25 protein-coding genes are annotated in these 25,108 nt (G+C 60.2%); 14 read left to right on the plus strand and 11 right to left on the minus strand.

Translation table 11 applies throughout. The features are described from left to right. Nucleotides 1-167 precede the first annotated feature (167 nt). Nucleotides 168-674 (plus strand): REP-associated tyrosine transposase, encoded by a 507-nt coding sequence (locus AFK66_RS09140; RefSeq protein WP_007775448.1) that lies wholly within the window; start codon nucleotides 168-170, stop codon nucleotides 672-674. Between the two features lie 197 nt (nucleotides 675-871). On the opposite strand, the gene AFK66_RS09145 is transcribed toward AFK66_RS09140, so the two are convergent. The 5 genes from AFK66_RS09145 to AFK66_RS09165 are packed head-to-tail and all read right to left on the minus strand — an operon-like array spanning nucleotide 872 to nucleotide 6,197. Continuing rightward, a complete protein-coding gene (locus tag AFK66_RS09145; protein WP_023898644.1) occupies nucleotides 872-1,528 on the minus strand; it encodes an O-methyltransferase in 657 nt (218 codons plus the stop codon). 39 nt (nucleotides 1,529-1,567) lie between these two features. Next, complete coding sequence (locus AFK66_RS09150; RefSeq protein WP_007775446.1) at nucleotides 1,568-2,992, minus strand: efflux transporter outer membrane subunit; 1,425 nt, start codon at nucleotides 2,990-2,992, stop codon at nucleotides 1,568-1,570. Continuing rightward, on the minus strand, nucleotides 2,992-4,074 hold the full coding sequence (locus AFK66_RS09155) for an HlyD family secretion protein (RefSeq protein ID WP_007775445.1): 1,083 nt from the start codon (nucleotides 4,072-4,074) through the stop codon (nucleotides 2,992-2,994). Before AFK66_RS09155 ends, AFK66_RS09150 begins: the two co-directional genes overlap by 1 nt. Before the next feature lie 36 nt (nucleotides 4,075-4,110). After that, complete coding sequence (locus tag AFK66_RS09160) at nucleotides 4,111-5,766, minus strand: MFS transporter (protein WP_032983706.1); 1,656 nt, start codon at nucleotides 5,764-5,766, stop codon at nucleotides 4,111-4,113. After that, complete coding sequence (locus AFK66_RS09165) at nucleotides 5,766-6,197, minus strand: MarR family winged helix-turn-helix transcriptional regulator (protein ID WP_007775418.1); 432 nt, start codon at nucleotides 6,195-6,197, stop codon at nucleotides 5,766-5,768. The genes AFK66_RS09160 and AFK66_RS09165 overlap by 1 nt, the downstream gene beginning before the upstream one ends. Nucleotides 6,198-6,385: 188 nt before the next feature. On the opposite strand from AFK66_RS09165, the gene AFK66_RS09170 reads away from it, so the two are divergent. Together AFK66_RS09170 and fos are read left to right on the plus strand one after the other, a co-directional pair. Next, nucleotides 6,386-6,874, plus strand: coding sequence for a GNAT family N-acetyltransferase (locus AFK66_RS09170; RefSeq protein WP_007775414.1), 489 nt, complete (start codon nucleotides 6,386-6,388; stop codon nucleotides 6,872-6,874). Further along, nucleotides 6,858-7,265 (plus strand): FosA family fosfomycin resistance glutathione transferase, encoded by a 408-nt coding sequence (fos, locus tag AFK66_RS09175; RefSeq protein ID WP_007775411.1) that lies wholly within the window; start codon nucleotides 6,858-6,860, stop codon nucleotides 7,263-7,265. Before AFK66_RS09170 ends, fos begins: the two co-directional genes overlap by 17 nt. On the opposite strand, the gene AFK66_RS09180 is transcribed toward fos, so the two are convergent. After that, on the minus strand, nucleotides 7,266-8,588 hold the full coding sequence (locus AFK66_RS09180; protein WP_007775409.1) for an MFS transporter: 1,323 nt from the start codon (nucleotides 8,586-8,588) through the stop codon (nucleotides 7,266-7,268). It lies immediately after the preceding gene. A 30-nt stretch (nucleotides 8,589-8,618) separates the two neighbouring features. Between AFK66_RS09180 and AFK66_RS22360 the strand changes: the two genes are divergently transcribed. The 3 genes from AFK66_RS22360 (at nucleotide 8,619) to aldA (ending at nucleotide 11,441) form a co-directional block, all read left to right on the plus strand. Further along, nucleotides 8,619-8,924 carry a hypothetical protein gene (locus AFK66_RS22360; RefSeq protein WP_131824101.1) on the plus strand — a complete coding sequence of 102 codons (306 nt, stop codon included), beginning with the start codon at nucleotides 8,619-8,621 and terminating at the stop codon, nucleotides 8,922-8,924. Nucleotides 8,925-8,993: 69 nt separating this feature from the next. Then, nucleotides 8,994-9,797 carry a YdcF family protein gene (locus tag AFK66_RS09185; protein WP_032983705.1) on the plus strand — a complete coding sequence of 268 codons (804 nt, stop codon included), beginning with the start codon at nucleotides 8,994-8,996 and terminating at the stop codon, nucleotides 9,795-9,797. A gap of 204 nt (nucleotides 9,798-10,001) precedes the next feature. After that, a complete protein-coding gene (gene aldA, locus AFK66_RS09190; protein ID WP_032986272.1) occupies nucleotides 10,002-11,441 on the plus strand; it encodes an aldehyde dehydrogenase in 1,440 nt (479 codons plus the stop codon). A gap of 34 nt (nucleotides 11,442-11,475) precedes the next feature. On the opposite strand, the gene AFK66_RS09195 is transcribed toward aldA, so the two are convergent. Continuing rightward, nucleotides 11,476-12,396 carry an alpha/beta hydrolase gene (locus tag AFK66_RS09195; RefSeq protein WP_007775363.1) on the minus strand — a complete coding sequence of 307 codons (921 nt, stop codon included), beginning with the start codon at nucleotides 12,394-12,396 and terminating at the stop codon, nucleotides 11,476-11,478. Nucleotides 12,397-12,496: 100 nt separating this feature from the next. Here AFK66_RS09195 and cybB point away from each other — a divergent pair, with 100 nt between their 5' ends. Together cybB and AFK66_RS09205 are read left to right on the plus strand one after the other, a co-directional pair. Continuing rightward, complete coding sequence (gene cybB / locus AFK66_RS09200) at nucleotides 12,497-13,027, plus strand: cytochrome b561 (protein WP_007775359.1); 531 nt, start codon at nucleotides 12,497-12,499, stop codon at nucleotides 13,025-13,027. Nucleotides 13,028-13,190: 163 nt separating this feature from the next. Next, the gene (locus tag AFK66_RS09205) at nucleotides 13,191-14,516 is read left to right on the plus strand and encodes an MFS transporter (RefSeq protein ID WP_007775358.1); all 1,326 of its coding nucleotides are present in this window, start codon (nucleotides 13,191-13,193) and stop codon (nucleotides 14,514-14,516) included. A 22-nt stretch (nucleotides 14,517-14,538) separates the two neighbouring features. Here the strand turns inward: AFK66_RS09205 and AFK66_RS09210 are convergent, their stop codons facing one another. Further along, entirely contained in the window at nucleotides 14,539-14,898 is a 360-nt protein-coding gene (locus AFK66_RS09210) for a hypothetical protein (RefSeq protein ID WP_007775357.1), read from the minus strand. Nucleotides 14,899-15,157: 259 nt separating this feature from the next. On the opposite strand from AFK66_RS09210, the gene AFK66_RS09215 reads away from it, so the two are divergent. The 4 genes from AFK66_RS09215 to AFK66_RS09230 all read left to right on the plus strand — a co-directional run bounded on the left by AFK66_RS09215 (nucleotide 15,158) and on the right by AFK66_RS09230 (nucleotide 19,149). Next, nucleotides 15,158-15,433 (plus strand): metal/formaldehyde-sensitive transcriptional repressor, encoded by a 276-nt coding sequence (locus AFK66_RS09215; RefSeq protein WP_004386881.1) that lies wholly within the window; start codon nucleotides 15,158-15,160, stop codon nucleotides 15,431-15,433. Between the two features lie 31 nt (nucleotides 15,434-15,464). Continuing rightward, nucleotides 15,465-16,583 (plus strand): S-(hydroxymethyl)glutathione dehydrogenase/class III alcohol dehydrogenase, encoded by a 1,119-nt coding sequence (locus AFK66_RS09220; RefSeq protein WP_007698027.1) that lies wholly within the window; start codon nucleotides 15,465-15,467, stop codon nucleotides 16,581-16,583. 173 nt (nucleotides 16,584-16,756) lie between these two features. Beyond that, nucleotides 16,757-18,454 carry a methyl-accepting chemotaxis protein gene (locus tag AFK66_RS09225; RefSeq protein ID WP_032983328.1) on the plus strand — a complete coding sequence of 566 codons (1,698 nt, stop codon included), beginning with the start codon at nucleotides 16,757-16,759 and terminating at the stop codon, nucleotides 18,452-18,454. Between the two features lie 194 nt (nucleotides 18,455-18,648). Continuing rightward, nucleotides 18,649-19,149: a YciE/YciF ferroxidase family protein gene (locus AFK66_RS09230; protein ID WP_004385277.1), complete on the plus strand. Its 501-nt coding sequence runs from the start codon at nucleotides 18,649-18,651 to the stop codon at nucleotides 19,147-19,149. Between the two features lie 124 nt (nucleotides 19,150-19,273). On the opposite strand, the gene AFK66_RS09235 is transcribed toward AFK66_RS09230, so the two are convergent. The 3 genes from AFK66_RS09235 to AFK66_RS21400 all read right to left on the minus strand — a co-directional run bounded on the left by AFK66_RS09235 (nucleotide 19,274) and on the right by AFK66_RS21400 (nucleotide 21,722). Further along, on the minus strand, nucleotides 19,274-20,341 hold the full coding sequence (locus AFK66_RS09235; RefSeq protein WP_007775348.1) for an alkene reductase: 1,068 nt from the start codon (nucleotides 20,339-20,341) through the stop codon (nucleotides 19,274-19,276). A 119-nt stretch (nucleotides 20,342-20,460) separates the two neighbouring features. Continuing rightward, on the minus strand, nucleotides 20,461-21,384 hold the full coding sequence (locus tag AFK66_RS09240; RefSeq protein ID WP_023898656.1) for a LysR substrate-binding domain-containing protein: 924 nt from the start codon (nucleotides 21,382-21,384) through the stop codon (nucleotides 20,461-20,463). An 8-nt stretch (nucleotides 21,385-21,392) separates the two neighbouring features. Beyond that, nucleotides 21,393-21,722: a hypothetical protein gene (locus AFK66_RS21400; RefSeq protein ID WP_007793685.1), complete on the minus strand. Its 330-nt coding sequence runs from the start codon at nucleotides 21,720-21,722 to the stop codon at nucleotides 21,393-21,395. A 15-nt stretch (nucleotides 21,723-21,737) separates the two neighbouring features. Between AFK66_RS21400 and hglS the strand changes: the two genes are divergently transcribed. Together hglS and AFK66_RS09250 are read left to right on the plus strand one after the other, a co-directional pair. Then, nucleotides 21,738-23,081, plus strand: coding sequence for a 2-oxoadipate dioxygenase/decarboxylase HglS (gene hglS, locus AFK66_RS09245; protein WP_007775346.1), 1,344 nt, complete (start codon nucleotides 21,738-21,740; stop codon nucleotides 23,079-23,081). A 43-nt stretch (nucleotides 23,082-23,124) separates the two neighbouring features. Continuing rightward, nucleotides 23,125-24,636 (plus strand): carboxylesterase/lipase family protein, encoded by a 1,512-nt coding sequence (locus tag AFK66_RS09250; RefSeq protein ID WP_023898659.1) that lies wholly within the window; start codon nucleotides 23,125-23,127, stop codon nucleotides 24,634-24,636. Nucleotides 24,637-25,108: the final 472 nt, after the last annotated feature.

The following is a 25,108-nucleotide window of genomic DNA, read 5'->3' on the forward strand; positions in this document are numbered from 1 at the left end:
AGCGTAGCGCACCCGCCGTTCCGGAATCTCTCTCGCAAACCTGACATCCCCAAAAAGCGAACGCCCATCGTACATGTTATAAACCCGCGACAACCCCCGTAGGGTGGGTAAGCGCAGCGCACCCACCATGAAAACGGCAAACTGTCTCATGGAAGGAGGCGAATCGTATGTCCCGCTATCGCAGGCTTTATATTCCCGGCAACACCTGGTTTTTTACCGTCAACTTACGCGACCGCCGAAGCCTTCTGTTATGCCGTCATATCCATCTGTTGCGTGAACAGTTCGCAAAGGTTAAACGCCGCTACCCCTTTACGATCGACGCCTGGGTGGTGCTGCCCGAACATATGCACTGCATCTGGACGCTACCTGAGGGAGACATGAATTATTCTGTTCGCTGGCAGGAGATTAAAAAGGGGTTTACCCGCGCGTTAACGCCGCAACGTGCGGCAGACACGGTCTGGCAGCGGCGCTTCTGGGAGCACGGCATTCGTGGCGAAGAGGATCTGCGGCGGCATATGGATTATGTCTATTTCAACCCGGTGAAACATGGTTGGGCGCGCCAGGTGTGCGATTGGCCGTTTTCGTCGTTTCACCGTGATGTGGCGCGGGGGTTGTATCCGAAAACCTGGGCGGGAGACAGCGGGGAGTTTTTCGTGGGTGAACGGCGCAGGTAGTCGCGGCTTCGAGTTGTGGTTGAATTGGGCAACGGTGGGTGCGCTTACGCTTACCTACCCTACAATACCCACATTGACCTGTGCGTAGGGCGGGTAAGCGTAGCGCACCCGCCGTTCCATCAAACCGCACCCGCCGCTCCATCAAACCGTACCCGCCGTTCCACCAAACCTTACCCCGCCGTCCCATCAAACCGGACTTATTTCACCACCGCAAACGTAAAACCGTCCCATCCCTTGCTGCCGACGGTTTGCAGCGCGGTGGTGCGCAGGCGCGGGTGGTTGCCTAGCATTTCAATAAACGTTCGCACGCCCTGCACGCGCAAATCGTCGCTCTGCGGATCGGTTACGGCGCCGTCGCGCACCACGTTATCACCCACAATCACCGTTCCGGTGCGTGAAAGCGTCAACGCCCACTCCAGGTACAGCGGGTTGTTCGGTTTATCGGCATCGATAAAAATCAGATCAAACGGCGGCTCGTCGGCGTACAGCGGCAGGCTCTCCGCCGCTGGCCCCACGCGCAGCTGCACTTTCGGCGTCACGCTCGCCAGCGCCAGGTTGGCGGCCGCCACTTCGGCGTGTTCCGCGTTCGCCTCAAGCGTCACCACCAGCCCGTCCTCCGGCAGCGCACGTGCCAGCCACAGCGTGCTGTAACCGCCAAGCGTGCCGATTTCCAGCACCCGTTTTGCGCCGGTTATCATCACTAAAAGCCCCAGGAACTGTCCCTGCAAGGGCGAGACGTCATGCGGCGGCAGGCCCGCCAGACGGTTGTTCTCAAGTACCTGCGCCATCAGCGGATCGGCGGGAATTAGCGCCTGCGCGAGATATTCATCGACTTCACTCCATTGCTGCTGCATCAAACCGCTCTCCTGAAAGCGCCGTGCAGGCGCATGAAATTACGGACTGGCTACCTTAGCAGCATAGCTGTGATTATCGTTTTGCGCAGCGGCGCCGGGCCACCCGCCGCCGAGCGACCGGTAGAGATCCACCTGCGCCAGCAGCAGATTATTTTTCACCTGCACCACGTTAAGCTGCGCCGAGAAGAGCGTACGGCGGGCGTCCAGCTCATCAAGATAAGAGGCGTACCCGTTCTGGTAACGATTATGGGCGATGCGCACCGTCTCCTGCGCGGCCTGCTCCTGCGCCTGAAGTTCCACAAGCTGTTCGCCAAGACGCTGCACCGCGTCGAGGCTGTCGTTCACTTCCTTAAAGGCGTTGCGCACTGTGCTCTCATAACTGTAAAGCGCCTGATTTTTCTGTGACGTGGTCACGTCAACCTGCGCATTCAGCGCCTCGCGGTTCAGCAGCGGCGCAAGAACGCTGGCGCCCACGCTCCAGAGCCGCAGCGGGTTGGCGAGCAGTTCCGGCAGGGTATTCTCCTGGAGCGAACCCGACGCGGTGAGGTTAATGCCCGGCAGCAGGCGCGCGCTGGCCACTTGCAGCTGCGCGTCGCTCGCCACCAGCGTCTGTTCGGCCTGGACGATATCCGGGCGGCGGTTTAACAACGACGACGGCAGCTGGGACGGAATAGTCAGCGGGCTTAAGACGTCAAATTCACCGCCGCGCGCGATCGGGCCAGGATTCTGGCCGATGAGAATGCTGAGCGCGTTCTCCTGCTGGGTTATCTGGTGCTGAATCTGCGGGATCTGCGCACGCGTGGCGCGCAGTTCAGATTCCGACTGCATCAGCTCCAGCCGTGAGCTGTAGCCGGTTTCATACTGGCGTTTCGCCAGCTTCAGCGCGTCTTCGCGCGCGCTAAGCGTCGCTTGCGTTACCCGAAGCTGCTCATCCAGCGCCAGCAAGGTGATATAGCCGCTCGCGACCTGCGAGGCCACCGTTAGGTTGGCGGCGGCTGCCGCGGCTTTCTGCGCCTCCAGGCTCGCCTTTGCGGCGTCGGCGGCGCTGGCGTATTCGCCCCAGATATCGACGTTATAACTGGCGTTCAGGCTGCCTTTGTAGAGATCGCCATACACCGGCAGACCCGTCGCGGCCGATTGCGAACGGCTGCGGCCGGCGCTGAAACCGGCGTCGAGCGTCGGGAAACGATCGCCGAGTGCCGCCTGTACCTGCGCCTGATACTGATTAACGCGCTCGCGGGCCAGCAGCACATCGCTGTTGTAGCGCAGCGCCTGGTCCACATAACGGTTCAGCGCCGAATCGTGAAAATTGCGCCACCAGAAGCCTTCTGTGGGCGATGACGGGCCGACAGCGGCGCGCCAGGCAGGTGGAATAATCAGCGACGGGCGGGCCTGCTCCACGTTGCCGGAATGACAGCCTGCGAGCAGGAGGACGGCGGTCAGCAGTGTCAGAGCGCGGTGCATTATTTCGCCTCGCTGCGGGTGTTAATCGTCACCTGTACCGACATGCCGGGGCGCAGGCGGGCGCGTTTTTCGGCGTCGCCCAGCACCTCGATACGTACCGGAATACGCTGGGCGATTTTCACAAAGTTGCCGGTCGCGTTATCGGGCGTGATGGCGCTAAACTCCACGCCGGTTGCCGGAGAGATGCTCTGCACGCGGCCTTCGAATTTTTCATCGTTCAGCGCGTCCACGGTGAACGTCACCGACTGGCCGGTTTTCACGTCGGCAAGCTGGGTTTCTTTCAGATTGGCGATAACCCAGTTTTGCGGCGGCACCAGCGACGTCAGCCGCGTGCCGGCAGTCACGTAGCCGCCCTGACGCACGGTAATTTGCCCGAGCTGGCCATCGCGCGGGGCGATAATGCGGGTGTTTTGCAGATCGATTTCGGCAAGCTCCAGCGCCGCGCGGGCGTTTTCGACATCCGCCTCCAGCGACGCGCGGTTTACAATCACGCTTTGCAGATTCTGGCGCGACACCTCAAGCTGGGCGGCGGCCTGCTCTACGCTTGCGCTGCCCTGCGCGGCGCTGGCGATGGCGGCGTCGCGCTCGCGCACCGACAGCGAGCCATCCTGCGTCAGTTCTTTGACGCGGCGTAAATCGGCCTGGTTATGCAGGCTCTGGGCGCGGGCGCTGGCGAGTGCCGCTTTATTCTGGGCGATGGTCGCCTCGGCGCTGCGGCGCTGTTGCAGGTTGTTGGTCAGTGCCGCTTCACGCATGGCGAGCGTCGCCTGCGCCTGATGCACCCGCTGTTTGTAGATACGGTCATCGATGGTCATCAGCACGTCGCCCTGGTTCACATGCGCGAAATCCTGCACGTTAACGTTGGTGATATAGCCGTTCACCTGCGGGCTGATAAAGGTCGTCATACCGCGCACGTAGGCGTTATCGGTCGAGGCCGCGTGGCGGGTAAACGGCGGAAGCTGCCAGGCGTACATAATCACCAGCAGGCCGACCAGCCCGATGGCACCGGCGGCGAAAAAGGAAACCACGCGCAGGTTGTTTTTTTCCGGCGACGCGGGGGTCGGGGCGCCTTGTTGGCTCATCACTACTCCAGAATATGTCAGTCAAAAATCGTCAGGTTACTGGCCGCTCTGCATCGCCTGCTTCAGTGCTCGGCGCGCGGCGAGCCGCAGGCGGATAAGCCGCCAGAAAATCCACAACAGCGTCGAGGCGGCGATGGCCGCCGTCAGCAGACAGGTATCGTTATAGGCCAGAATATTAGCCTCGGTCGTCGCCACGCTCTGCAACTGCTGCACCGCCTGGGTGTTTAACAGCGTCGGGTCGTTAAGCAGACTGCTCCAGATCTGGCTGTACTGCGCTATCCGCTCGTTCACCAGTGGGCTGAGCGAGGAGAGCTGGTCGGCCAGCAGGCTGGAGTGATATTTCTCCCGCCAGGTCTGAAAGGTGCCGAGCAGCGCCGAGCCGATAAGCCCGCCCAGGTTCTGGCTCATGCCGAACAGCACGGAGAAGCTCACCAGGTTGCGCGGATCGGCGATAACACCACCAATGCCCGCGAGCATCGCCGGTGCCAGGAAAAAGGCGCTGCCGAAGCCGAGCAAAAACTGGCTTATCAGCATCTGGTCGGCGCGGGTCTGGCTGGTGGCCTGGCTGTCCATCAGCGAGGCGACAATCATCAGCGCCAGCGAGACCATAATCGGCCAGACGGTTTTCTGCGGGTTGATAGTGAGCGCGCTGGTGACGATGCCGCAAATGACACCCGCCAGAATCGCCAGCGCCAGGTTAGTCATCTGCTCATTCTGCAAACCGATATACTGCAACCAGCCGATAGCGCCGGTGTTCTGCTCCGCCAGTACGATGCGGATCAGCACCATAATCAGCCCGAGGCGCACAATACTGCCGCTGGAGAGCCAGCGGGTGTTCAGCAGCGGGTTGGTGCGGTTATGCTCAAACACGATAGCGGCGAGGATAAGCACCAGAGAGGCGGCGAGCGCCCAGCCTATCCACGGCGCTTCAAACCACCAGTCGAGCCGCCCGAGCGACAGCGCGCCGCAGAGCAGCGCCATGCCGGGTGCCATCAGTAAGAACGTAATAAAATCTTTTTTCTCAAACACTTTACGGCGATCGCCCGGCGGCAGTTTCAGCGCAATCACGCAGGCGAGTGAAATCAGCGCCAGCCCCAGCTCAAACAGATACAGACCGCGCCACTCCTCCAGTTGCAGCAGCTCGGTGGAGAAAAGGCGGGCGATGGGGATCGCCAGCTGCGAACCGGTAATACCGATGGTCAGCGCCTTCAGGCGATGCTTCGCGGGCCAGGCCTGGATCTGGTAATAGATACCAAGCGAGCTTAGCGCCGCGCCCACCATGCCGTGCGCGGCGCGCACCATGATGGCGGTGTTGAGATCGTTAACGAACAGGTGGAAAAACGTCACCAGCACATAGAGCACCAGAAACCCTTCGGTAAAGGCGCGCAGCCCGTACTGCTGGCGAAACTTCACCAGCAGCAGGTTGATGGAGACGTTGGTCATGACATAGACCGCGGGCAGCCAGGCGATTTCCGTCGACCAGGCGGCGAAGGTGCCCTGCAAATTTTGCAGGTTCGCCGTGACCATGGCGTTACCGAGCGCGCCGGTCAGACACACCAGCAGCCCGACGATGCCATAGGCGATGCGCTTATAGGGCGGATGGTGCGGCGTCGACGGCGAGCCGAGCAGCATCGGTTTTTCATGGGGCGCCCACTCACGCGGCGCATAAGGGTCGTGTTTCACCGATCGCATTACTGTTTTTCAATTTCCTGCAACAAACGGTCCAGTACGCGACGCGTGACGGCCAGTTCTTCCGGGGGAATGGTGGAAAGGATAGTCTCCCTGAGGCTGTCTGCCTCGACTTTCACCTTTTCAAACAGCGCCTGGCCTTGTGGTGTGGCGACCAGCAGCCGTTTGCGGCGATCGCCTGGCGGCGTCACACGCTCCACAAGCTGCTGTTCCACCAGGCGATTCAGCAATGGCACCAGCGTCGCGCTCTCCACGCCGAGCTGTTGCGCCAGTTCGCCCTGCGACAGCGGCGTTTCATGGCGCGCAATCGCGGCGACAGCCACCCAGCTCGCCTGGCTCATACCAAGCCCTTTCAGCCGACGATCCATCGCGAGACGCCAGTGGTGGGCGGTCATCCACAGCAAATGTGAGAAAGTCAGGTCACGCGTATCCACGGCGGTTATCCATTCGTTAGTGCTCTAACTATTCTAGAGTGCGCCATTTTAATAATTCAAGTGAATGTAAAGTAATCTTTAAAAAATATTGTGAATGTATCGCGGCGCGTTGTCTGAATTGCAGCACCATCCGTTGCCGCTGCGCTATGCTGTGATGCGGCCTGACGCCGCGTGAATGAGAGGGAAAGATGCCTGATTACCTGATTGAACCGAGCGACCCGACCCACCCTGACGCTATCGTTTTGCTGGCGGCGCTCTCCGAGACGCTGGTGGCGCTCACCGGCAGCTCGGGCAGGCAGTCGTTTGATAATGACGATGTGCGCGCTGAGGGTGCCACTTTTTTACTGGCGCGCAACGCCAGCGGTACGGCTATTGGCTGCGTGGCCTGTCGGCCTTTTAAGCCCGGCATCGCCGAAATTAAACGTCTGTTCGCGCTGCCGGATAATCCCGGCGCGGGCAGCCAGTTATTAAGCGCGGCGGAGCGTTTCGCGCGCGACTTTGGCTATGAGCAAGCGTGGCTTGAGACGCGGCGCACCAACCCGCGCGCGGTGGATTTTTACCTGCGCCGCGGTTACGAGATTATCGACAACTACGGGCGCTACGTCGGGCAGGAAGATGCGGTCTGTTTCGCAAAACTGCTTCAGGAAGAGGGCGCGGAACATGCTGAGCGGGCTTAACCATCTGACGATCGCCGTGCGAGACGTGGCGCAAAGCCTCGCCTTTTACCACTCGCTGCTGGGGCTGCGGCTGCATGCGCGCTGGGATGGCGGAGCGTATCTTTCGTGCGGCGATCTCTGGCTCTGTCTGTCGCTGGATGACAACGCCGGGCAGCCTGCCCGTGACTACACGCATTATGCCTTTACCGTGAGCGAGGCCGATTTCCCGTTAATGGTGGACACACTGACCGCCGCGGGGGTGAAAACTTGGAAAAGCAACCGCAGCGAGGGCGACTCCTGGTATTTCCTCGACCCGGACGGGCATCAGCTCGAACTGCACGTCGGCAGTCTCGCCACCCGGCTGGCCGCCTGCCGGGCGCGGCCTTACCGGGGAATGACGTTTTTTGATTGATTACCGCACTGTGGTTTCGCCTTCGACAGGGGCTTTACGGCGGTGCAGGCGGCTGGCGCACAGGATAGCCAGAAGCGAAATCGCGACGGTGACCGCCAGATACCAGGCGACGGGCGTCCAGTCGCCGCCGGAGTGGGCCAGCAGGCCTGTGGCGATAAGCGGCGCGGTACCGCCGGCGAGCGCGGCACCCAGTTGATACCCAAGCGTAATACCGGTATAGCGCACCCGGGCGTGAAAAATTTCTGAACAGAGCGTGCCGAGCACCGCGGTGATTGGTGACCACAGTACGCCGAACGCGATTACCGTCGCGAGCACGATCCCCCAAGTGGTGCCGGTGTCGAGCAGCATAAACCACGGCACGATAAATGCGCCGAGCAGCATGACGCTCACCGCATACATCCGCTTGCGGCCAATTTTATCCGACAGCAGCCCCATCACCGGGATCAGTACCGTCGCCACCAGTGCCGCCAGCGTTACCGATTCCAGCGCTTGGGATTTCTCATAGGCCAGCGTAGTGGTGGCGTAGCTCACCACGAAAGTCGAGAAGATGTAGAAAGGCGCGGTTTCCACGACTTTTAATCCGGCGGCGATAAGCACTTCGCGCCAGTGGTGGCGAACCGTCACGCGCAGCGGCGTTTTGCTTAGCTGCCCGGTGCGCTTCGCCTGCTGGAAATCAGGCGTTTCATCAATCCCGCGACGGATCCACAAGCCCAGCAGCACCAGTACCGCGCTAAAAAGAAACGGAATACGCCAGCCCCAGGCGAGAAATTGCGCTTCGCTAAACAGCGTCATCAGCGAGACGATAAATGTCGCCATCAGCATGCCGATGGTCACGCCCGCCTGCGGGATGCTGCCGAAAAACCCTTTGCGCTTTTCGGGCGCGTATTCGTAGGCGAGGAGCAGTGCGCCGCCCCATTCACCGCCGATGCCCATGCCCTGGATAATGCGCATCAGGATAAGCAGCACCGGTGCCCAGATACCGATCGTTTCGTAATCAGGCAGCAGGCCAATCATAACCGTCGCGCCGCCCATCAGCGAGAGCGTCAGCACCAGCGTTTTCTTGCGCCCGATGCGGTCGCCGATATGGGCGAAAAACACGCCGCCAATCGGGCGGATAAAAAAGGTCAGCGAGAACGAGAGCCAGGAGAGGATAAGCCCAATCACCGGGTCAACCATCGGGAAAAATATTTTGTTAAACACCAGGGCGGCGGCGGTGCCATAGAGAAAGTAGTCGAACCATTCAATAGCGCTGCCCGTGAGGCTCGCGATCAGCACTTTTCGGTTCTTTTTGAGGATAGCGATACTGCTGTCGTGTGTCGTCATTAGAGTGAAACCCTCGCACGTGGAGTGGTGGTGCAAGGCGCTACCTGGCGCGCTACAGGTGCAACCCTGAACGGTAAAAAAGGTTGTCAAAGTGTTAAGCAAATTAAGTTTGGTGAGGGCATTTGGCAAGTCACTGGTCGCGCCAGTGGCGCTAAATCAGCCATATCAACTAGGGATAAAACCTTAATTAACGCTGGTTTGCCGCAGATTATTATTCGGGATAGGGAACCTGTCAGAATGGGAAGCAGGTGCAACCCGACGATTTTCAGTAAATTCGATTTATTTCAAATTTGTAACATTTGGCGGTCTGCTGAGCATCAGGCGCAGGCAGATTAGGAGCTCTCCGGTAGGGGAGCCGAACGCCAGTCGGTACGCTGGATACTGGCTTTTACTATGGAGGTGACCATGAACATGATGCCTTTTCCTCTGCTGTCGGAAGGCACGCTGCAGCGTGTTAACCTCATCGGCGCCTGGCTCGCCCGTAACGATTTTGCCGCCGCACCCGTCACCGGGGACGCTGAGCTGATTGTGCTGGCGGGTAACGCCGTTTTGCCAACCGTGGACGCCGCCGCGCGTCTGGCTAAAGAGAGCGGGCTACCGCTGCTGATAACCGGCGGGCTTGGTCACTCGACCACGTTTCTCTATGCCGCCGTGGCGCAGCATCCACGCTACAACCATCTGCGCACCACCGGCCTTACGGAGGCGGGGATCCTCGCCCGTATCGCCCGCGATTTTCATGAGGTGCCGGAGGAGCAGATTATTGTTGAGGAGAAATCCACCAACTGTGGCGAGAACGCCCGTTTTACCCGCGAGCTGCTGGATGCGCGCGGTGAGTTGCCTGCGCGCGCAATACTGATTCAGGACCCGACCATGCAGCGGCGCACCCACGCCACGTTTACCCGCGCCTGGCGCGACGCGGCGACCTCGCCGCAATGGCTGAGTTACCCCGGCGTACAGCCGGTGCTGGAAAACGGCGCCAGGGCGGTACAGTTCCGCGAGCCGTCCGAAGGGCTCTGGCCGGTAGAGCGGTATCTGTCGCTGGTGCTGGGCGAGATCCCGCGCCTGCGTAACGACGCAGACGGCTACGGCCCGGCGGGGCGTGATTTCATTGACGAAGTGGTGATACCGCCTGAGGTGCTGAACGCCTGGCAGGCGCTACACGAGGAGCCGCAGCTCACCAGCTTTTTACGTCACCGGTCGCTCGCCTGACGGCCCGGCTGCCCGTTTGCGCGTTTTGCGGCGCAAACGGGCAGCGGCGTGTTGAATATTTGTTATTTCTCTGCCCGTTATTCGCCGATTTTCCCGACCTGATTCACATTTTCAGCCAAAACGCTTCGGCCGACCGCCTGCTGCTCGTAATTTTTTAACAATTAATTCACCTGTTAAAAACCAATGCGACAGCAGGAGCACGCGATGACAGCACCCGTACAACATCCAATGTATATCGACGGTCAGTTCGTTCAGTGGCAGGGCGAGGCGTGGATCGATGTGGTGAACCCCGCCACGGAGGCGCTTATCTCCCGTATCCCGGACGGAACGGCAGAGGACGCGCGCCGCGCCATTGACGCCGCCGCCCGCGCGCAGGCGGGCTGGGAGGCGCTGCCCGCCATCGAGCGCGCCGGATGGCTGCGTAAAATCGCCGCCGGTATTCGCGAAAAGGCGGCGGAAATCAGCGCGCTGATTGTGGCCGAAGGCGGCAAAACGCAGCAGCTAGCGAGCGTTGAAGTTAACTTCACGGCGGATTACATCGACTATATGGCCGAATGGGCGCGCCGTTATGAAGGCGAAATCCTGCAAAGCGACCGGCCGGGCGAAAATATTCTGGTGTTTAAGCGCGCGCTCGGCGTTACTACCGGCATTCTGCCGTGGAATTTCCCGTTCTTCCTGATCGCCCGCAAACTGGCCCCTGCGTTGATTACCGGCAACACCATTGTGATTAAACCGAGCGAATTCACGCCGAACAACGCCATCGCGTTCGCGCAGATTGTTCATGAGGTGGGGCTGCCGGCGGGCGTGTTTAACCTGGTGCTGGGGCGTGGCGAAACCGTCGGGCAGGAGCTGGCCGGTAACCCGAAAGTGGCGCTGGTGAGCATGACCGGCAGCGTCGGCGCGGGTGAGAAAATCATGGCGGCGGCCGCGAAAAACATCACCAAAGTCTGTCTGGAGCTTGGCGGCAAAGCGCCCGCCATTGTGATGGACGATGCGGATGTGCCACTTGCGGTAAAAGCGATTGTCGATTCACGTGTGATTAACACCGGGCAGGTCTGCAACTGCGTTGAGCGCGTCTATGTGCAGAAGGGCATTTACGACCGTTTTGTCAGCGCGCTTGGCGAGGCGCTGAGCGCGGTGAAATTTGGCGACCCGGCAACGCGTGATGATATCGCGATGGGGCCGCTGATTAACGCGGCTGCGCTGGCGCGCGTGAAAGAGAAAGTGGCGCGTGCGGTCAGCGAGGGCGCGACGGTGGCGCTCGGCGGCAAGACGGTAGAGGGCAAAGGCTATTTCTATCCCCCGACGCTGCTGGTGGATGTGCGCCAGGAGATGAGCATCATGCATGACGAGACGTTCGGCCCGGTGCTGCCGGTCGTCACGTTCGATACGCTGGAAGAGGCTATCGCGATGGCGAATGACAGCGAATATGGCCTGACGTCTTCAATCTATACGCAGTCGCTCACCACCGCGATGAAAGCGATTAACGGGCTGAAGTTCGGCGAAACTTACATCAACCGTGAAAACTTCGAAGCGATGCAGGGGTTCCATGCGGGCTGGCGTAAATCCGGGATCGGCGGGGCGGATGGCAAACACGGGCTGCATGAATATCTGCAAACCCAGGTTGTCTATCTGCAAAGCTAACCGTTTCAGGGCCGCCTGCGGGCGGCCCGCTGCGTCAGCGTTTGCTCTCAATCCAATTCATCAGCAGCTCCGGCCAGAGGTGCGCGGGCAGCCCCAGCGCATCGCGAATGCCGAAGCCGTGTTGCCCCTGTTCAAAAAGATGCATCTCCACCGGCACGCCCTGCGCGTGCAGCGCGTTAAACATCAGCAGGCTGTTTTCCACTTTTACCGCCGGGTCATCCACCGCGTGCAGTAAAAACGCGGGCGGGGTGGCGCGGGTGACCGCTTTTTCTGGCGAATAGCGGAGGATGGCGGCGTCATCGGGCGCGTTGCCTGTCAGCGCCTCCCGCGAGCCGGGGTGCGCCACCGGCTCCTCCATCGTCATCACCGGGTAGACCAGCCCCATAAAGGCCGGGCGGGCGCTGAACGCGTCGGTTTCATCCAGCGGCGCGTACACCGCGTCATTCCAGCGGGTGCCGAGGCTTGCAGCAGCGTGGCCGCCGGCGGAAAAGCCCAGCACGCCGAGTTTGTCCGGATCAAGTTGCCAGCGCGACGCCTGTGCGCGGATAAGCCGCATGGCGCGCTGGAGATCGGCGAGCGGAGCGTCCGCGCCCTCGGCGTGGCCGTCGGCGGGCAGGCGATAGGTCATCACAAACAGCGTATAGCCGCGGTCGTTAAACGCGGGTGCCAGCGCGCTGCCTTCTTTATCGAGCACCACGCGACGGTACGAGCCGCCGGGCGTTACCAGAATGCCGGCGCCGTTAGGATGTTCCGGCGCGTAGACCACAATACGCGGCGCACGCACGCCGGTGACGGAACGGTCAAGCTCGCTGTCGCCGGTCAGGCGCTCTTCAAGAGTAAACACCGCGTGGCTCTGGCGCGCGCCCGGCGCGTCGCCCTGTGGCCAGACGGACATGTCGTGGCTGCGCGCGACCGCCTCGCGCATGCGGGTTAACAGAACCTCGTGGGCATTCATGTTCTCTCCTTTATTATTCTCTGGCGGCGTGAAAACTAATGAATATTTAATCTTCAGCCGTTATCCTGGTGTTTTCGTTGCGTTTAATCAGGATAGTCTTATGCGCAGTAAATACACGTCATTACAAATCACGCTTCACTGGCTGGTATTCGTTCTGGTGGTCATGGCTTATGCGGCGATGGAGCTCCGCGGGCTGGTGCCGCGTCCTGTCGGGCGGCTCTTTATCTGGACGCACTTTAGCTGCGGCATCGCGATTCTGGTGTTAATGGTTGCACGTCTGCTGGTGCGCATTAAATATCCCGCGCCGCCCATCGTGCCGAAACCGCGCGCGATGTATATCGGGCTTTCCCATCTGGTGCATCTGGTCATTTACCTGATGTTTATCGGCCTGCCGCTGCTCGGGATCGTTGCCAAATATTATGGCGGCAGCCCGTGGTTTGCGTTTGGCATCAGTATGCCGGTGGCCGCTGAACCTGATGAAGATCTCGAAATGCAGCTGCGCGCCATTCACGCGTTTATCGCGAATCTCAGCTACTTTGTCATAGGGCTTCATGCGGCGGCCGCACTGGCGCATCACTATTTCTGGAAGGACAACACGCTGCTGCGCATGATGCCGGGCAAGCGCGATTAACCCTGGACGAAATGTGATCCCGGCGGCATTTTACAGAGGGTCGCGCGGCGTAGCTCACAATTTAAGCGGCGCGACGTGGGCGGTCTGGCAATGGCGGCTTATAGATCTATATCTATTATAGAAACACTCGCGCTCTATCAGCGCACCAGCCGGGAGAGTCAGCATGACGCAGTCAGTACAACGTGAAGCGACAGGGGCAGCAGTGGACGAACAGACGCAACTGGCGCGTAAACTGCGAAAGGTGTTGCTGGCGACGGGCGTGGGGCATTTTGTCGAGTGGTTCGATTTCGGGCTTTACGGCACGCTGGCGGCCATTATCGGGATGCAGTTTTTCCAGACCGGCGACCCGGCAGCGGCGCTGCTTTCGTCTTTCGCGGTATTTGGCGCAGGCTTTATTATGCGCCCGCTTGGGGGGCTTTATTTCGGCTCGCTTGGCGACCGCATTGGCCGCAAGCGCGTACTGGCGACGGTCATTCTGCTCACCTCCGGTGCCACTTTCATTATGGGCCTGCTGCCAACGTACCATCAGATTGGCCTGCTGGCGCCTGCGCTGCTGGTGCTCACCCGGCTGGTGCAGGGCTTTGCGGCGGGCGGCGAAACCTCCGGCGCGACCACGTTTCTCGCGGAATATGCCCCGGTGGATAAACGCGGGTACTTCACCTGCTGGATCGATAACTTCGGTTTTATGGCGTTTGTGGCGGGTTCCGGGCTGGTGTTTCTGCTGACAGCCGGGCTTGGCGAAACCGCGATGAACGACTGGGGCTGGCGCATTCCGTTCTTAATCGCCGGGCCGCTCGGCTGGGTGGGACTTTACCTGCGAACGCACCTTGAAGACACGCCGGAGTTCCAGGCGGCGGCGAAAGCGGGCACCACGCAGGCCGCGCCGCTGCGCAGTACGCTCAAAAGCGCCCGCGGCGCGCTGCTGTTCTGCGTCGGGTTTGTGGTTATCAAAGCGGTCGGCCACTGGATGCTGCAAACCTTTATGCCGGGCTACCTGATAACGCAGATGCACTTCAGCAAGCTCGATGCTTACGCGATTACCACCATCGGGCTGTTCGGCATCGCGGTGCTGGTGCCGTTTATGGGCTGGCTCTCCGACCGCTATGGCCGTCGGTCCCTGATGCTCGCAGGATGCGGCGGGTTTATTCTCTTTACCTACCCGGCGCTGATGGTGATGGCGAACGGCGATATGCTATCCGCCGTGCTCGCGATGCTCCTGCTGGGGGCGTTTATCGCCGCCTTTGATGGCGCGTGCAGCGCGGCGATGGCCGAGCTGTTCCCGACCAGCGTGCGCTATGGCGGGCTGTCGGTCGCCTATAACCTGTCGGTGGCCTTCTTCGGCGGCATCACGCCGTGGTTCTCGGCATTTCTCATCGCTTCCACCGGTAATCTTTTCTCACCCGCGTTTTATGTCATGGGAGCGGCGCTGATCACCTTTATTACCGTGATGCGCGCCAGAGAAACCGCCGGGCTGCCGCTGCGCCGCTAATTCCCGGTGACTCTGGCCGGGTTTATTCACGAAACACCGGGAGATCCACCGGCCAGGCGCTGCGCAGGCTCAGAAGCTGGCAGTGGACGAATCTCGCTTCGCGTTGATACCAGAAACCGAACGACTGCGTCATCTGGTCATATACCATGCTGTCCAGATTCGCGAACGGAAAGATCACTAAACTTCCCCGCTGCCTGCGACCGCCGCCAGTTTCAAAATGATCGCGGCCCCAGGCTTCCTGCGTATGTTCATAACGGTGCAGTATCACTTCAATCGTCTCTCTGCCGGGGCAGCGCAGCATCAGCACACTGTTGTCAAAAGCGAAGGGGTAAACGGATGGGGGGAAGATCGCGAGTAAAGCCACTAACAATAATTTTTTCATACCACTCCTGTCCTCTACAGGGCGGCAGTTATGTCATCCTGTAAAGCCGGCGGTATTGAGATATATCATGCTGTTAGTTTGGTTGAGGGCTATATATACGGCTGGTGAATGATTTACTGCGCACGGGTTATGTCGTTAGGCTGTTGTGCTTCTGCCTCGTTTCCCTTCCCGCAAAAACGTACCGCCAGAAAATGACCGTTTGCATAGGCGGAAGCACTTCTATACCATACCCCCCTATAGTATCCATGAGGCGAAAACCATGCCGCATTCTCCTGAAGACAAAAAGCGCATTCTGACCCGCGTGCGCCGCATTCGCGGGCAGGCGGAGGCGCTGGAGCGCGCGCTGGAGGCGGGCGAACCCTGTCTCCATATCCTCCAGCAAATCGCCGCCGTGCGCGGCGCCGCCAACGGCCTGATGGGCGAGATGGTGGAAATTCACTTAAAAGATGAGCTGGTCAGCGGCGACACCACACCGGAGCAGCGCGCGCAGCGGATGGCGGAAATCGGCCAGCTTTTGCGCGCTTATCTAAAATAACTACGACGACTCACTACAACGGAAGGACATTATGAAATCACGTGCAGCAGTCGCATTTGGCCCGGGCAAACCGCTGGAAATCGTTGAGATTGACGTCGCGCCGCCGAAAAAGGGCGAAGTGCTGGTCAAAATTACCCACACCGGCGTGTGCCACACCGATGCGTTCACGCTCTCCGGCGACGATCCGGAAGGCGTCTTCCCGGCGGTGCTCGGTCATGAAGGTGGCGGCGTGGTCGTGGAAGTGGGCGAGGGCGTCACCAGCCTGAAGCCGGGCGACCATGTGATCCCGCTCTATACCGCCGAATGCGGCGAGTGCAAATTCTGTAAATCCGGTAAAACCAACCTCTGCCAGGCCGTACGCGCCACGCAGGGCAAAGGCCTGATGCCGGACGGCACCACCCGTTTCTCTTACAACGGCGAGCCGGTTTATCACTATATGGGCACCAGCACCTTCAGCGAATACACCGTCTGCGCCGAGATTTCGCTGGCGAAAGTGAACCCGCAGGCGCCGCTCGATAAAGTCTGCCTGCTGGGCTGCGGCGTCACCACCGGCATCGGCGCGGTGCATAACACCGCCAAAGTGAAAGAGGGCGACACCGTTGCCGTGTTCGGCCTCGGCGGTATTGGCCTTGCGGTAATCCAGGGCGCGGTACAGGCGAAGGCCGGGCGCATTCTGGCCATCGACACCAACCCGGAGAAATTCAAGCTGGCGGGTGAAATGGGTGCCACCGATTTCGTTAACCCGAAAGATTACGACAAGCCGATTCAGGACGTTATCGTTGAGATGACCGACGGCGGTGTCGATTTCAGCTTTGAGTGCATCGGCAACGTCAACGTGATGCGCGCGGCGCTGGAGTGCTGCCATAAAGGCTGGGGTGAAAGCGTTATCATCGGCGTGGCGGGCGCAGGTCAGGAGATCAAAACGCGTCCGTTCCAGCTGGTGACAGGCCGCGTCTGGCGCGGTTCGGCGTTCGGTGGCGTGAAAGGCCGCACCCAGCTGCCGGGCATGGTGGAAGACGCGATGGCGGGTAAGATTCGCCTCGATCCTTTCATTACGCACCGCCTGCCGCTTGAGCAGATCAACGAGGCGTTCGACCTGATGCATGAAGGTAAGTCGATCCGCACCGTTATCCACTTCGGCGACAAATAACCTTATCTGCCAGCGGTTTAGCGACCGCTGGCCTCTTCACTTTCCCCGACTTTAGCCCCTCTTTTCGAATCTGTGAGCCAGGTATCGCTTTTAAGGGTAAGCGTTTACGCAAAACTGCCGATGTCCTAGAGGCAAGACTCTTTTTGCATCTTACCCAAAGGGAAATCGTGGCCATGAATAAAACAACAACCCGTGATGTCGGGGCGCTAAGCTTCTGGCATCACATTCGGCTTGTCCCGCTGTTCTCCGTCATCCTGGGAGGGATTCTGGTGTTGTTCGCGCTCTGTGGCGGGCTGGCAGGATACTTCCTTATGCAGGGCGACAGCGCGCTCAACAACGTAACGCAGGAAATACAGATCCGCAGTGGGCTTGCGGACAGCGCCAACCAGCTTCGCACCGCGCGTATCAATATGATCCACGCAGGCGCGGCGAGCCGCGTCGCGGAGATGGACGCGATGAAGCGCAACATCGCCGATGCGGAAAAAGCGATAGCGCAGGCTAACGTTGGCTTTAAACAATATATGGATCGTGAGACGCATGCCGATTCTGAAGCGGCGCTCGACAGCGAGCTTAAAGCCCGTTACGACGCCTACATCAGCGGCCTTGCGCCGATGCTGAAATATGCCAAAAACGGCATGTTCGAAGCGATTATCGAGCATGAAAACGAAACTGCCCGCAAGCTTGACGACGACTATAACCAGGTGCTGGCGAAAGCGCTGGCGAGCCGTACCGATCGCGTTGAGCAACTGCGCAGCGACGCCAGCAGCCGCACGCATTTCAGCCTGATGGTGATGGTCGCCGCGTTTATTGTCGCGCTGGTGATGTCGCTGCTCACTTTCGTGGTACTGCGTCGCGTGGTTATCGTTCCGCTGCAACATGCGGCGACGCGCATTGAAACTATCGCCAGCGGCGATCTGACGCTGCCGGAAGAGGCGACAGGGCGCAGCGAAATCGGCCGCCTGAGCCAGCATCTGCAAATGATGCAGCGATCGCTGGTGAAAACCGTCAGCGCCGTGCGCGAAGGCGCGCAGGCGATTTATCAGGGCACCAGCGAAATCTCTGCGGGCAATACCGATCTCTCTTCGCGCACCGAGCAGCAGGCTGCGGCGCTTGAGCAGACCGCAGCCAGCATGGAACAGCTGACCGCCACCGTGAAACAGAACGCCGACAACGCCCACCACGCCAGCAAACTGGCGCAGGACGCCTCCGGCAAAGCCACCACCGGCGGACAGATTGTCTCCGGCGTCGTGACCACAATGGGCAATATCTCCAGCAGCTCGAAGAAAATCTCTGAAATCACGGCGGTGATTAACAGCATCGCCTTCCAGACCAACATTCTCGCGCTCAACGCTGCGGTAGAAGCGGCGCGTGCGGGCGAGCAGGGCCGTGGCTTCGCGGTCGTGGCCAGCGAAGTGCGCACGCTGGCGAGCCGCAGCGCCCAGGCGGCGAAAGAGATTGAAGGGCTTATCAGCGAATCGGTGGCGCTCATCGATCGCGGCTCCAGCGAAGTGGTTAACGCAGGCGATACCATGAAAGGCATCGTCGAGGCGGTGAAACGTCTCACCGACATCATGCTGGAAATCGCGGCGGCGTCGGATGAACAGCGCCAGGGCATTGAGCAGGTGGCGCAGGCCATCGCTGAAATGGACAACGTCACGCAGCAGAACGCCTCGCTGGTGGAAGAGGCGTCGGCCGCGGCGGTATCGCTCGAAGAACAGGCCGGACGCCTTACCCAGGCCGTGGGCGCGTTCCGCTTAAGTGGCGCTTCAGCCGCGCGTAAAAACGAGCCGCAACCGCCTGCCGCACAGCCGCTGGCGCCGGTTGTACCGCGCGCGGCGCTCGCCCAAAGCGAGCACTGGGAAACCTTCTGATCCATCAAGGGCGGCGCAGTCCGCCCGTCTTATACTCTTAGCCTGACCTTTGCCGCTCCCGTGAGCGGCTTTTTTTTGCGCATCGTTTTCGGATTATGCTGTATCACTTTTCGCGTTTGCCGCCTGGCTTATTTCCGCATTCCTTGTCCATGCTTAAAGGGCTTTACTTTTGACAACCCTTATGGAAGCAAGAGATGCAGATCAAAACCGCTCAGGATCTTTTTGTACATTTACTTTCAGACACCTATAGCGCCGAGAAACAGCTGACCCGCGCTCTGCCGAAGCTTGCACGCGCGGCTTCCGATGAAAAGCTGGCCGCGGCATTCCGCGCTCACCTCGAGGAAACCCGGGGCCAGATTGAACGCATCGATCAGGTGGTGGAAAGTGTGCCTGAGCTTAAACTGCGCCGCATCAAATGCGTGGCGATGGAAGGGCTGATTGAAGAAGGCCAGGAAGTAATCGACGAGATCGAACAAGGCCCGGTACGCGACGCTGGCCTTATCGCCGCCGCGCAGAAAGTGGAGCACTATGAAATCGCCGCCTACGGCACGCTCTGCACCCTGGCAGAACAGTTAGGCTACAAAGACGCCAAGAAACTGCTGGCAGCCACGCTTGAGGAGGAGAAATCCACCGATGGCAAGCTGACCACCATCGCGGAAACGGCGATTAACGCGAAAGCGTCCAAAGCAGCGTAATTTCGCTCACCTGCGCTTTACCCTCAAAGCGCGACGCGCCCAACCCCCGGCTTACCGGGGGTTTTTTTATGCCGGTACGAAAAGAAAAAGGGCGCCGTAGCGCCCTGAAGAAGTGGTTTGTTTTTTACTGCGCGCTGTCATCGAGGAACGGATAGTCGGTATAGCCCGTCGCGCCTTCGGCATAGATGGTCGCGTCGTTAAGCGGGTTGTAAGGCCCGTTTCTGCGAAACCGCTCCACCAGATCGGGGTTCGCGATATAGAGCTTGCCGAACGCCGCCGCGTCCGCTTCGCCGCTCGCAATCACTGCCTCAGCGCTCTCTTTGGTTAACCCCTCGTTGGCAATCCACGCGCCGGTGAATTTATGGCGGATCTGCGGACCGACGCGGTTGGGCGTATCCAGCGCCTCGCGCGAGAAGATAAACGCCAGGCGGCGCGCATTCAGTTGCTCCAGCACGTAGCCGAACATCGCCACCGGGTTGGAATCGTGCATTGAATAGGAGTTAGACATCAGGTTGAGATGCACCCCGACGCGGTCGGCGGGCCATTCAGTCAGCAGCGCGTCCACCGCTTCCAGTAGGAAGCGCGCGCGGTTTTCAATGCTGCCGCCGTATTGATCGGTGCGCTGGTTGGAGCCGTCATGCAGGAACTGGTCGAACAGATAGCCGTTCGCCGCATGAATTTCCACGCCGTCAAAGCCCGCGCGTTTGGCGTTGATCGCCGCCCGGCGGAAATCTTCCACGATGCCCGGAATTTCATGGGTTTCCAGCGCGCGCGGGGTTTCGTAAGGGCGTTTCGGGCGTACCGTCGTCACGTGGCCTTCCGGGGCGATAGCGCTCGGCGCGACAGGTTTTTCACCGTTCAGAAAGACCGGGTCGGAGACGCGGCCCACGTGCCAGAGTTGCAGCACCATTTTCCCGCCCGCCTGATGCACGGCATCAACGATTTCGCGCCACGCGCTGACCTGTTTTTCCGACCAGATCCCCGGCGTGTTCGGGTAGCCGACGCCCTGCGGCGTCACGGAGGTGGCTTCAGTGAAGATAAGCCCGGCGCTGGCGCGCTGTGTGTAATACGTTTTGACGATTTCGCCCGGCGTGCGGTCATTCACTGCGCGCATGCGCGTCAGCGGCGCCATCACGACGCGGTTTTTTAACTCCAGCGCGCCGATGTTTACCGGTTCTAACAGCGTTGACATAACAGAACTCCCGTCAGGATAAAGGCGTGTCTGTCATTTAAACGATATCGCGCGCCGGATGGCAAGCCTCGGGACTTATTACTTTTCACGCTAACGTATTCCCCGGGGCGTATTCAGCGTCAGTTGAGCATCGATTTGCGAATCGAGGAGAGCAGCGCCCGCGCGCCCTGGGAGAGCGGGGCGTCGACGCGGGTCAGAATGCCGATAGGCTCGCCGGGGCCAGGGATGGCGATGGGCAGCGCCGTCAGCGTTCCCTGGCGTAAATCCTCCTTGACCGCGCCTGAGGGCACAAACCAGACATAGTTGTAATCAACAGTAAGCTGACGCGAGAGCGACGCCGAGAGCGTTTCGATACAGGTGGAGGGAAGCTGGCAGCCCTGGCTTGCCAGCAGCGTTTCCGCGTTATCGCGCGGCACGGTGCCTTTCGGCGAGACCACCACCGGCCACTCCATCACGCGGCTCAGTGTAACGGTATCCTGTAACAGCGGATGTCCGGGACGTACTACGAGCTTCAGGGATTCCATAAACAGCAGTTCGTAATTCAGCCCGTTCATCAGTTCCGGATCGGACATCCGGCCCACGCCGATATCCAGCTCGCCCGATTTCAGGCCCGCCAGCAGCATGGTGTTATTCATAATCGCCACCTGCAGCGTGATATCGCTCTGCTGCTTGTGAAACGGGCCAATCACCGCGGGCAGCACGCCGAGCGCGGCGGTCGGCAGCGCGCCGACGCGCACCACGTCGCAGCCTTCGTCCGGCTTGCGGTTGAGCGCCTGGCCGGCGTGATTAAGGGCATCGAGGATTTTCAGCGCGTGCGTCAGAAACTGCTCGCCAGGCAGCGTGAGTTGCGCGCCGAGGCGACCACGCTCAAACAGCCGCGCGCCGGTGAGTTGCTCCAGCTCGTTGAGCGTTTTGGATAGCGCTGGCTGGCTAAGATTAAGGGTTTCTGCCGCACGCCCCAGGGTTCCCTGCTGAGCGACGGCGACGAAGGTGTGCAAGTGGCGCAAGCGAATGCGCTGGGAGAACAAACCGTTTTTTTCCATAGCTGATGTTAAAAACAGAGCGGGAGCCGTGACAAGGTAAGTTGTTTAATTTTGATAACTTGATAGCAAAATAATATTAACAAAACAGATAAATATGCAACATCATCATCCGGTGAAACGCCAAAACCGCAACGTGCGGATCGCCAGAGGATTTTCGTATGACGGCCGCTAAACCAGACGGCGCGAGGCGGTCGGGTTAAAACCGCTGTTCCCGTTTGTTTTGCCGCGCGTTTTACCTTCTGTGCAGTGCCGGATGTCTTGTTACGTTTTGGATCACAAATTGTGAATTCTTCACCGCTGAAACTGCCGCGATTCTCTACAATCTCAGCAATATTCACTGGAGGCACGACACCATGGCGAACAGCATCACGGCAGATGAGATTCGGGAACATTTTTCGCAGGCCATGTCGGCCATGTACCAGGAAGAGGTGCCGCAGTACGGCACGCTGCTGGAACTGGTGGCCGACGTGAATCTGGCGGTACTGGAAAGCCACCCGCAGCTGCATGAGCAGCTCGCCAACGCCGATGAGCTGGCGCGGCTGAACGTCGAGCGCCACGGGGCGATTCGCGTCGGCACTGCTGCGGAGCTGGCGACACTTCGACGCATTTTCGCCATTATGGGAATGTACCCGGTCAGTTATTACGATCTCTCGCAGGCGGGCGTGCCGGTGCACTCCACGGCGTTTCGCCCGGTGGATGATTTCTCGCTCGCGCGAAATCCGTTTCGTATTTTTACCTCACTGCTGCGCCTTGAGCTTATCGAAGACGAAAAGCTGCGCAAGCGCGCCGCCGCCGTGCTCGCCCGGCGCGATATCTTTACCCGCCGCTGCTATGAGCTGCTGAACATTTACGACGAACAGGGCGCGTTTAACGCCGACCAGGCGCAGGAGTTTGTGCGCGAGGCGCTGGAAACTTTTCGCTGGCACAGCCATGCGACGGTGGACGCCGCCACCTATCAGGCGCTCCACGATGAACACCGGCTGATTGCCGATGTGGTGTGCTTTCGCGGCTGCCACATTAACCACCTGACGCCGCGCACGCTGGATATCGACCGCGTGCAGGCGCTGATGCCGGAGTATGGCATTGAGCCAAAAGCCGTGATTGAAGGGCCGCCGCGCCGCGAGTTTCCCATTCTGCTGCGCCAGACCAGCTTTAAAGCGCTGGAGGAGCCGATTCGCTTTGGCGGCGACAGCCCCGGCACGCACACCGCGCGTTTTGGTGAAATCGAACAGCGTGGTATGGCATTGACGCCCAAAGGCCGCGCGCTCTATGACGAACTGCTGGCGGCGGCGGGCAGCGGTAAGGATAACCTTACGCATCAGTTACATTTGCAGGAGGCGTTCAGCCGCTTCCCGGACAGCGACACGTTGCTGCGCCGCCAGGGGCTGGCCTATTTCCGCTACCGCCTGACGCCGGTGGGTGAAACGCACCGCCAGGCTATCCGCCCCGGCGACGATCCGCAGACGCTTATCGAGCGCGGCTGGCTGGTGGCGCAGCCGATCATCTACGAAGATTTTCTGCCGGTCAGCGCGGCGGGGATTTTCCAGTCCAATCTCGGCGAGGATGCGCGGGCGCGCCGCCACGGCAACGCCAGCCGCGATACCTTCGAGGCGGCGCTCGGTTGCCCGGTGCTCGATGAGTTCGCGCTCTATCAGGAGGCGGAAGATCGCAGCAAACGACGTTGCGGTCTGCTCTGAAACGGCTACGCTCCCAGGATTGCCGTTTAAAAAAGGAAGAGGTATGTGCAACCTGGAATCGCCGACTGTCACCACCACGCACGGCGACGTGCGTGGGCTTACTGAAAATGATATCGCCGTGTGGCGGGGCATCCCGTATGCCGCGCCACCGGTGGGAGAGCGCCGCTGGCGCGCGCCGCAGCCGCTAACCGCCTGGCAGGGCGTGCGCGACGCGACCGCGTTTTCCGCCGCCAGCTGGCAGAACGCCGGGTTTTGCCGCGAGCTTGCCGGAGGCGATCCGGGCGCGTTCAGCGAAGATTGTCTTTATCTCAACGTCTGGGCGCCTGCGACGCGCGAGACGCCGCTGCCGGTGATGGTCTGGCTGCACGGCGGCGGGTTTACGCTCGGCGCGGGTAGCCTGCCGCCCTATGACGGCCAGGCGCTGGCGCGTCGCGGCGTGGTGCTGGTAACCATTAATTACCGGCTGGGTCATCTTGGGTTTTTTGCCCATCCGGCGCTGGAAGGTGAAGATCCTGCCGGGCCGGTTTATAATTTTGCGCTGCTCGATCAAATCGCTGCGCTGCGCTGGGTGCAGGACAATATCGCTGCTTTTGGCGGCGACCGTGACAACGTCACGTTATTCGGTGAATCCGCCGGCGCGCGCAGCGTGTTGTCGCTGATGGCCTCACCGCTCGCGAAAGGGCTGTTCCATAAAGCGATCGTCCAGAGCGGCTATACGCTGCCGGATATCCCGCGCCGTAAAGCGTTGCTTAATGGCGCGGCGCTTACCCGCCATCTCGGGCTTGATAACCCTACAGCCGCCGATTTGCGCGCGCTGCCCGCCGACACCTTCTGGCCGCTCACCGCGCCGTATGTCACCGGCCCTGCGCCGATTGCGGGCGATATCGTGCTGCCGGAGCCGATGCTGGAGACCTTCTTCGCGGCGCGCCAGCATCCGATGCCGGTGATGGTCGGCAGCAACAGCGATGAAGCCAGCGTGCTGGCCTATTTTGGCGTTAACCTGGAAGAGCAGATCCGCAAGCTGCGCCGCGAGCGGCGTTTCGGGCTGGGGCTTATCCGGATGCTGTACCCCGGCGTGCGCGGTGACCGCGAACTGGGGCGTCAGGTCTGCCGCGATATGGCGTTTACCACGCTCGGCTTTGTGGTAATGCAGGCGCAAAGCCGACGCGGGGTGCCGTGCTGGCGCTACTGGTTTGATTACGTGGCCGAAGGCGAGCGGGAGACGTTCGCCAACGGCGCGTGGCACGGCAATGAAGTGCCCTACGTGTTTGATAACCTGGATCAGGTAGAGCCGCTAAAAAACTACGCCACGGCGGCGGATCGCGCTTTCGCCGGGCAGGTGGCGGATTACTGGGTTAACTTCGCCAGACACGCCAGCGCGCAAAGCCAGGCGCTCGACGGCCCGGTGCGCTGGCTTGCCTGCGTACGCGGACGCGACCGGCTGCTGCGTATCGGGCTTCATAAAAAGGCGGGGTGGCGGCTGGAAAACCGCTTTATGCGCGCGCGTCTCGCGCTCTTTAAGCGGGTGATGCGCTACCACGTGACGCTGGATTAAGGGCTTAAAAAACAAAACCCCGCGCGGGGCGTGGGGTCATGGCGGTGTTTCCCGAAAGAGAACCCGGCGAAGCCGGGCCACCGTGAGCTATCATCATTAAAATTATGGTGTTGACCGACGGTTTTGTATCGTGCTGGTGTCGGCCCCTCCCACAGGGAGGAATATTATAGGCATATACAGGGGCCTGAACGGCGCGACGCCGCCAGTCTCTGCGTGGCAGAAACTATCCTGTCCCGGTGCGGCTGGCAAGATGGCGGGTCATCGTTTTTTGTGATGGTTCCCGCGAATCCCTCCGAAACCCGCCGCGCCGCGTGGCTTTAGCGGGTGCGCATAAAGTAACCCGTTGATTTTACGACCACCCGCACCGTCGCGCCTGACATAAATTTACCCAAATTTAGTCATCTATTAACTTGAAAAATAAGAAATTATTTAATTTTTCAGCGGCCTGTTGGCTTCATCCTGAATTTTGTCT

This window comes from Cronobacter malonaticus LMG 23826 (assembly GCF_001277215.2).
Lineage (GTDB): Bacteria > Pseudomonadota > Gammaproteobacteria > Enterobacterales > Enterobacteriaceae > Cronobacter > Cronobacter malonaticus.

Coding starts and splice junctions, on each gene's coding strand:
- AFK66_RS09140 (WP_007775448.1), top strand. CDS start 168: ATGTCCCGCTATCGCAGGCTTTATATTCCCGGCAACACCTGGTTTTTT.
- hglS (WP_007775346.1), top strand. CDS start 21,738: ATGGCGAACAGCATCACGGCAGATGAGATTCGGGAACATTTTTCGCAG.
- AFK66_RS09220 (WP_007698027.1), top strand. CDS start 15,465: ATGAAATCACGTGCAGCAGTCGCATTTGGCCCGGGCAAACCGCTGGAA.
- aldA (WP_032986272.1), top strand. CDS start 10,002: ATGACAGCACCCGTACAACATCCAATGTATATCGACGGTCAGTTCGTT.
- cybB (WP_007775359.1), top strand. CDS start 12,497: ATGCGCAGTAAATACACGTCATTACAAATCACGCTTCACTGGCTGGTA.
- AFK66_RS09145 (WP_023898644.1), bottom strand. CDS start 1,528: ATGCAGCAGCAATGGAGTGAAGTCGATGAATATCTCGCGCAGGCGCTA.
- AFK66_RS09240 (WP_023898656.1), bottom strand. CDS start 21,384: ATGGAAAAAAACGGTTTGTTCTCCCAGCGCATTCGCTTGCGCCACTTG.
- AFK66_RS09250 (WP_023898659.1), top strand. CDS start 23,125: ATGTGCAACCTGGAATCGCCGACTGTCACCACCACGCACGGCGACGTG.
- AFK66_RS09235 (WP_007775348.1), bottom strand. CDS start 20,341: ATGTCAACGCTGTTAGAACCGGTAAACATCGGCGCGCTGGAGTTAAAA.
- AFK66_RS09225 (WP_032983328.1), top strand. CDS start 16,757: ATGAATAAAACAACAACCCGTGATGTCGGGGCGCTAAGCTTCTGGCAT.
- AFK66_RS09180 (WP_007775409.1), bottom strand. CDS start 8,588: ATGACGACACACGACAGCAGTATCGCTATCCTCAAAAAGAACCGAAAA.
- fos (WP_007775411.1), top strand. CDS start 6,858: ATGCTGAGCGGGCTTAACCATCTGACGATCGCCGTGCGAGACGTGGCG.
- AFK66_RS09170 (WP_007775414.1), top strand. CDS start 6,386: ATGCCTGATTACCTGATTGAACCGAGCGACCCGACCCACCCTGACGCT.
- AFK66_RS09230 (WP_004385277.1), top strand. CDS start 18,649: ATGCAGATCAAAACCGCTCAGGATCTTTTTGTACATTTACTTTCAGAC.
- AFK66_RS09155 (WP_007775445.1), bottom strand. CDS start 4,074: ATGAGCCAACAAGGCGCCCCGACCCCCGCGTCGCCGGAAAAAAACAAC.
- AFK66_RS09205 (WP_007775358.1), top strand. CDS start 13,191: ATGACGCAGTCAGTACAACGTGAAGCGACAGGGGCAGCAGTGGACGAA.
- AFK66_RS09160 (WP_032983706.1), bottom strand. CDS start 5,766: ATGCGATCGGTGAAACACGACCCTTATGCGCCGCGTGAGTGGGCGCCC.
- AFK66_RS09215 (WP_004386881.1), top strand. CDS start 15,158: ATGCCGCATTCTCCTGAAGACAAAAAGCGCATTCTGACCCGCGTGCGC.
- AFK66_RS09195 (WP_007775363.1), bottom strand. CDS start 12,396: ATGAATGCCCACGAGGTTCTGTTAACCCGCATGCGCGAGGCGGTCGCG.
- AFK66_RS09210 (WP_007775357.1), bottom strand. CDS start 14,898: ATGAAAAAATTATTGTTAGTGGCTTTACTCGCGATCTTCCCCCCATCC.
- AFK66_RS09185 (WP_032983705.1), top strand. CDS start 8,994: ATGAACATGATGCCTTTTCCTCTGCTGTCGGAAGGCACGCTGCAGCGT.
- AFK66_RS09150 (WP_007775446.1), bottom strand. CDS start 2,992: ATGCACCGCGCTCTGACACTGCTGACCGCCGTCCTCCTGCTCGCAGGC.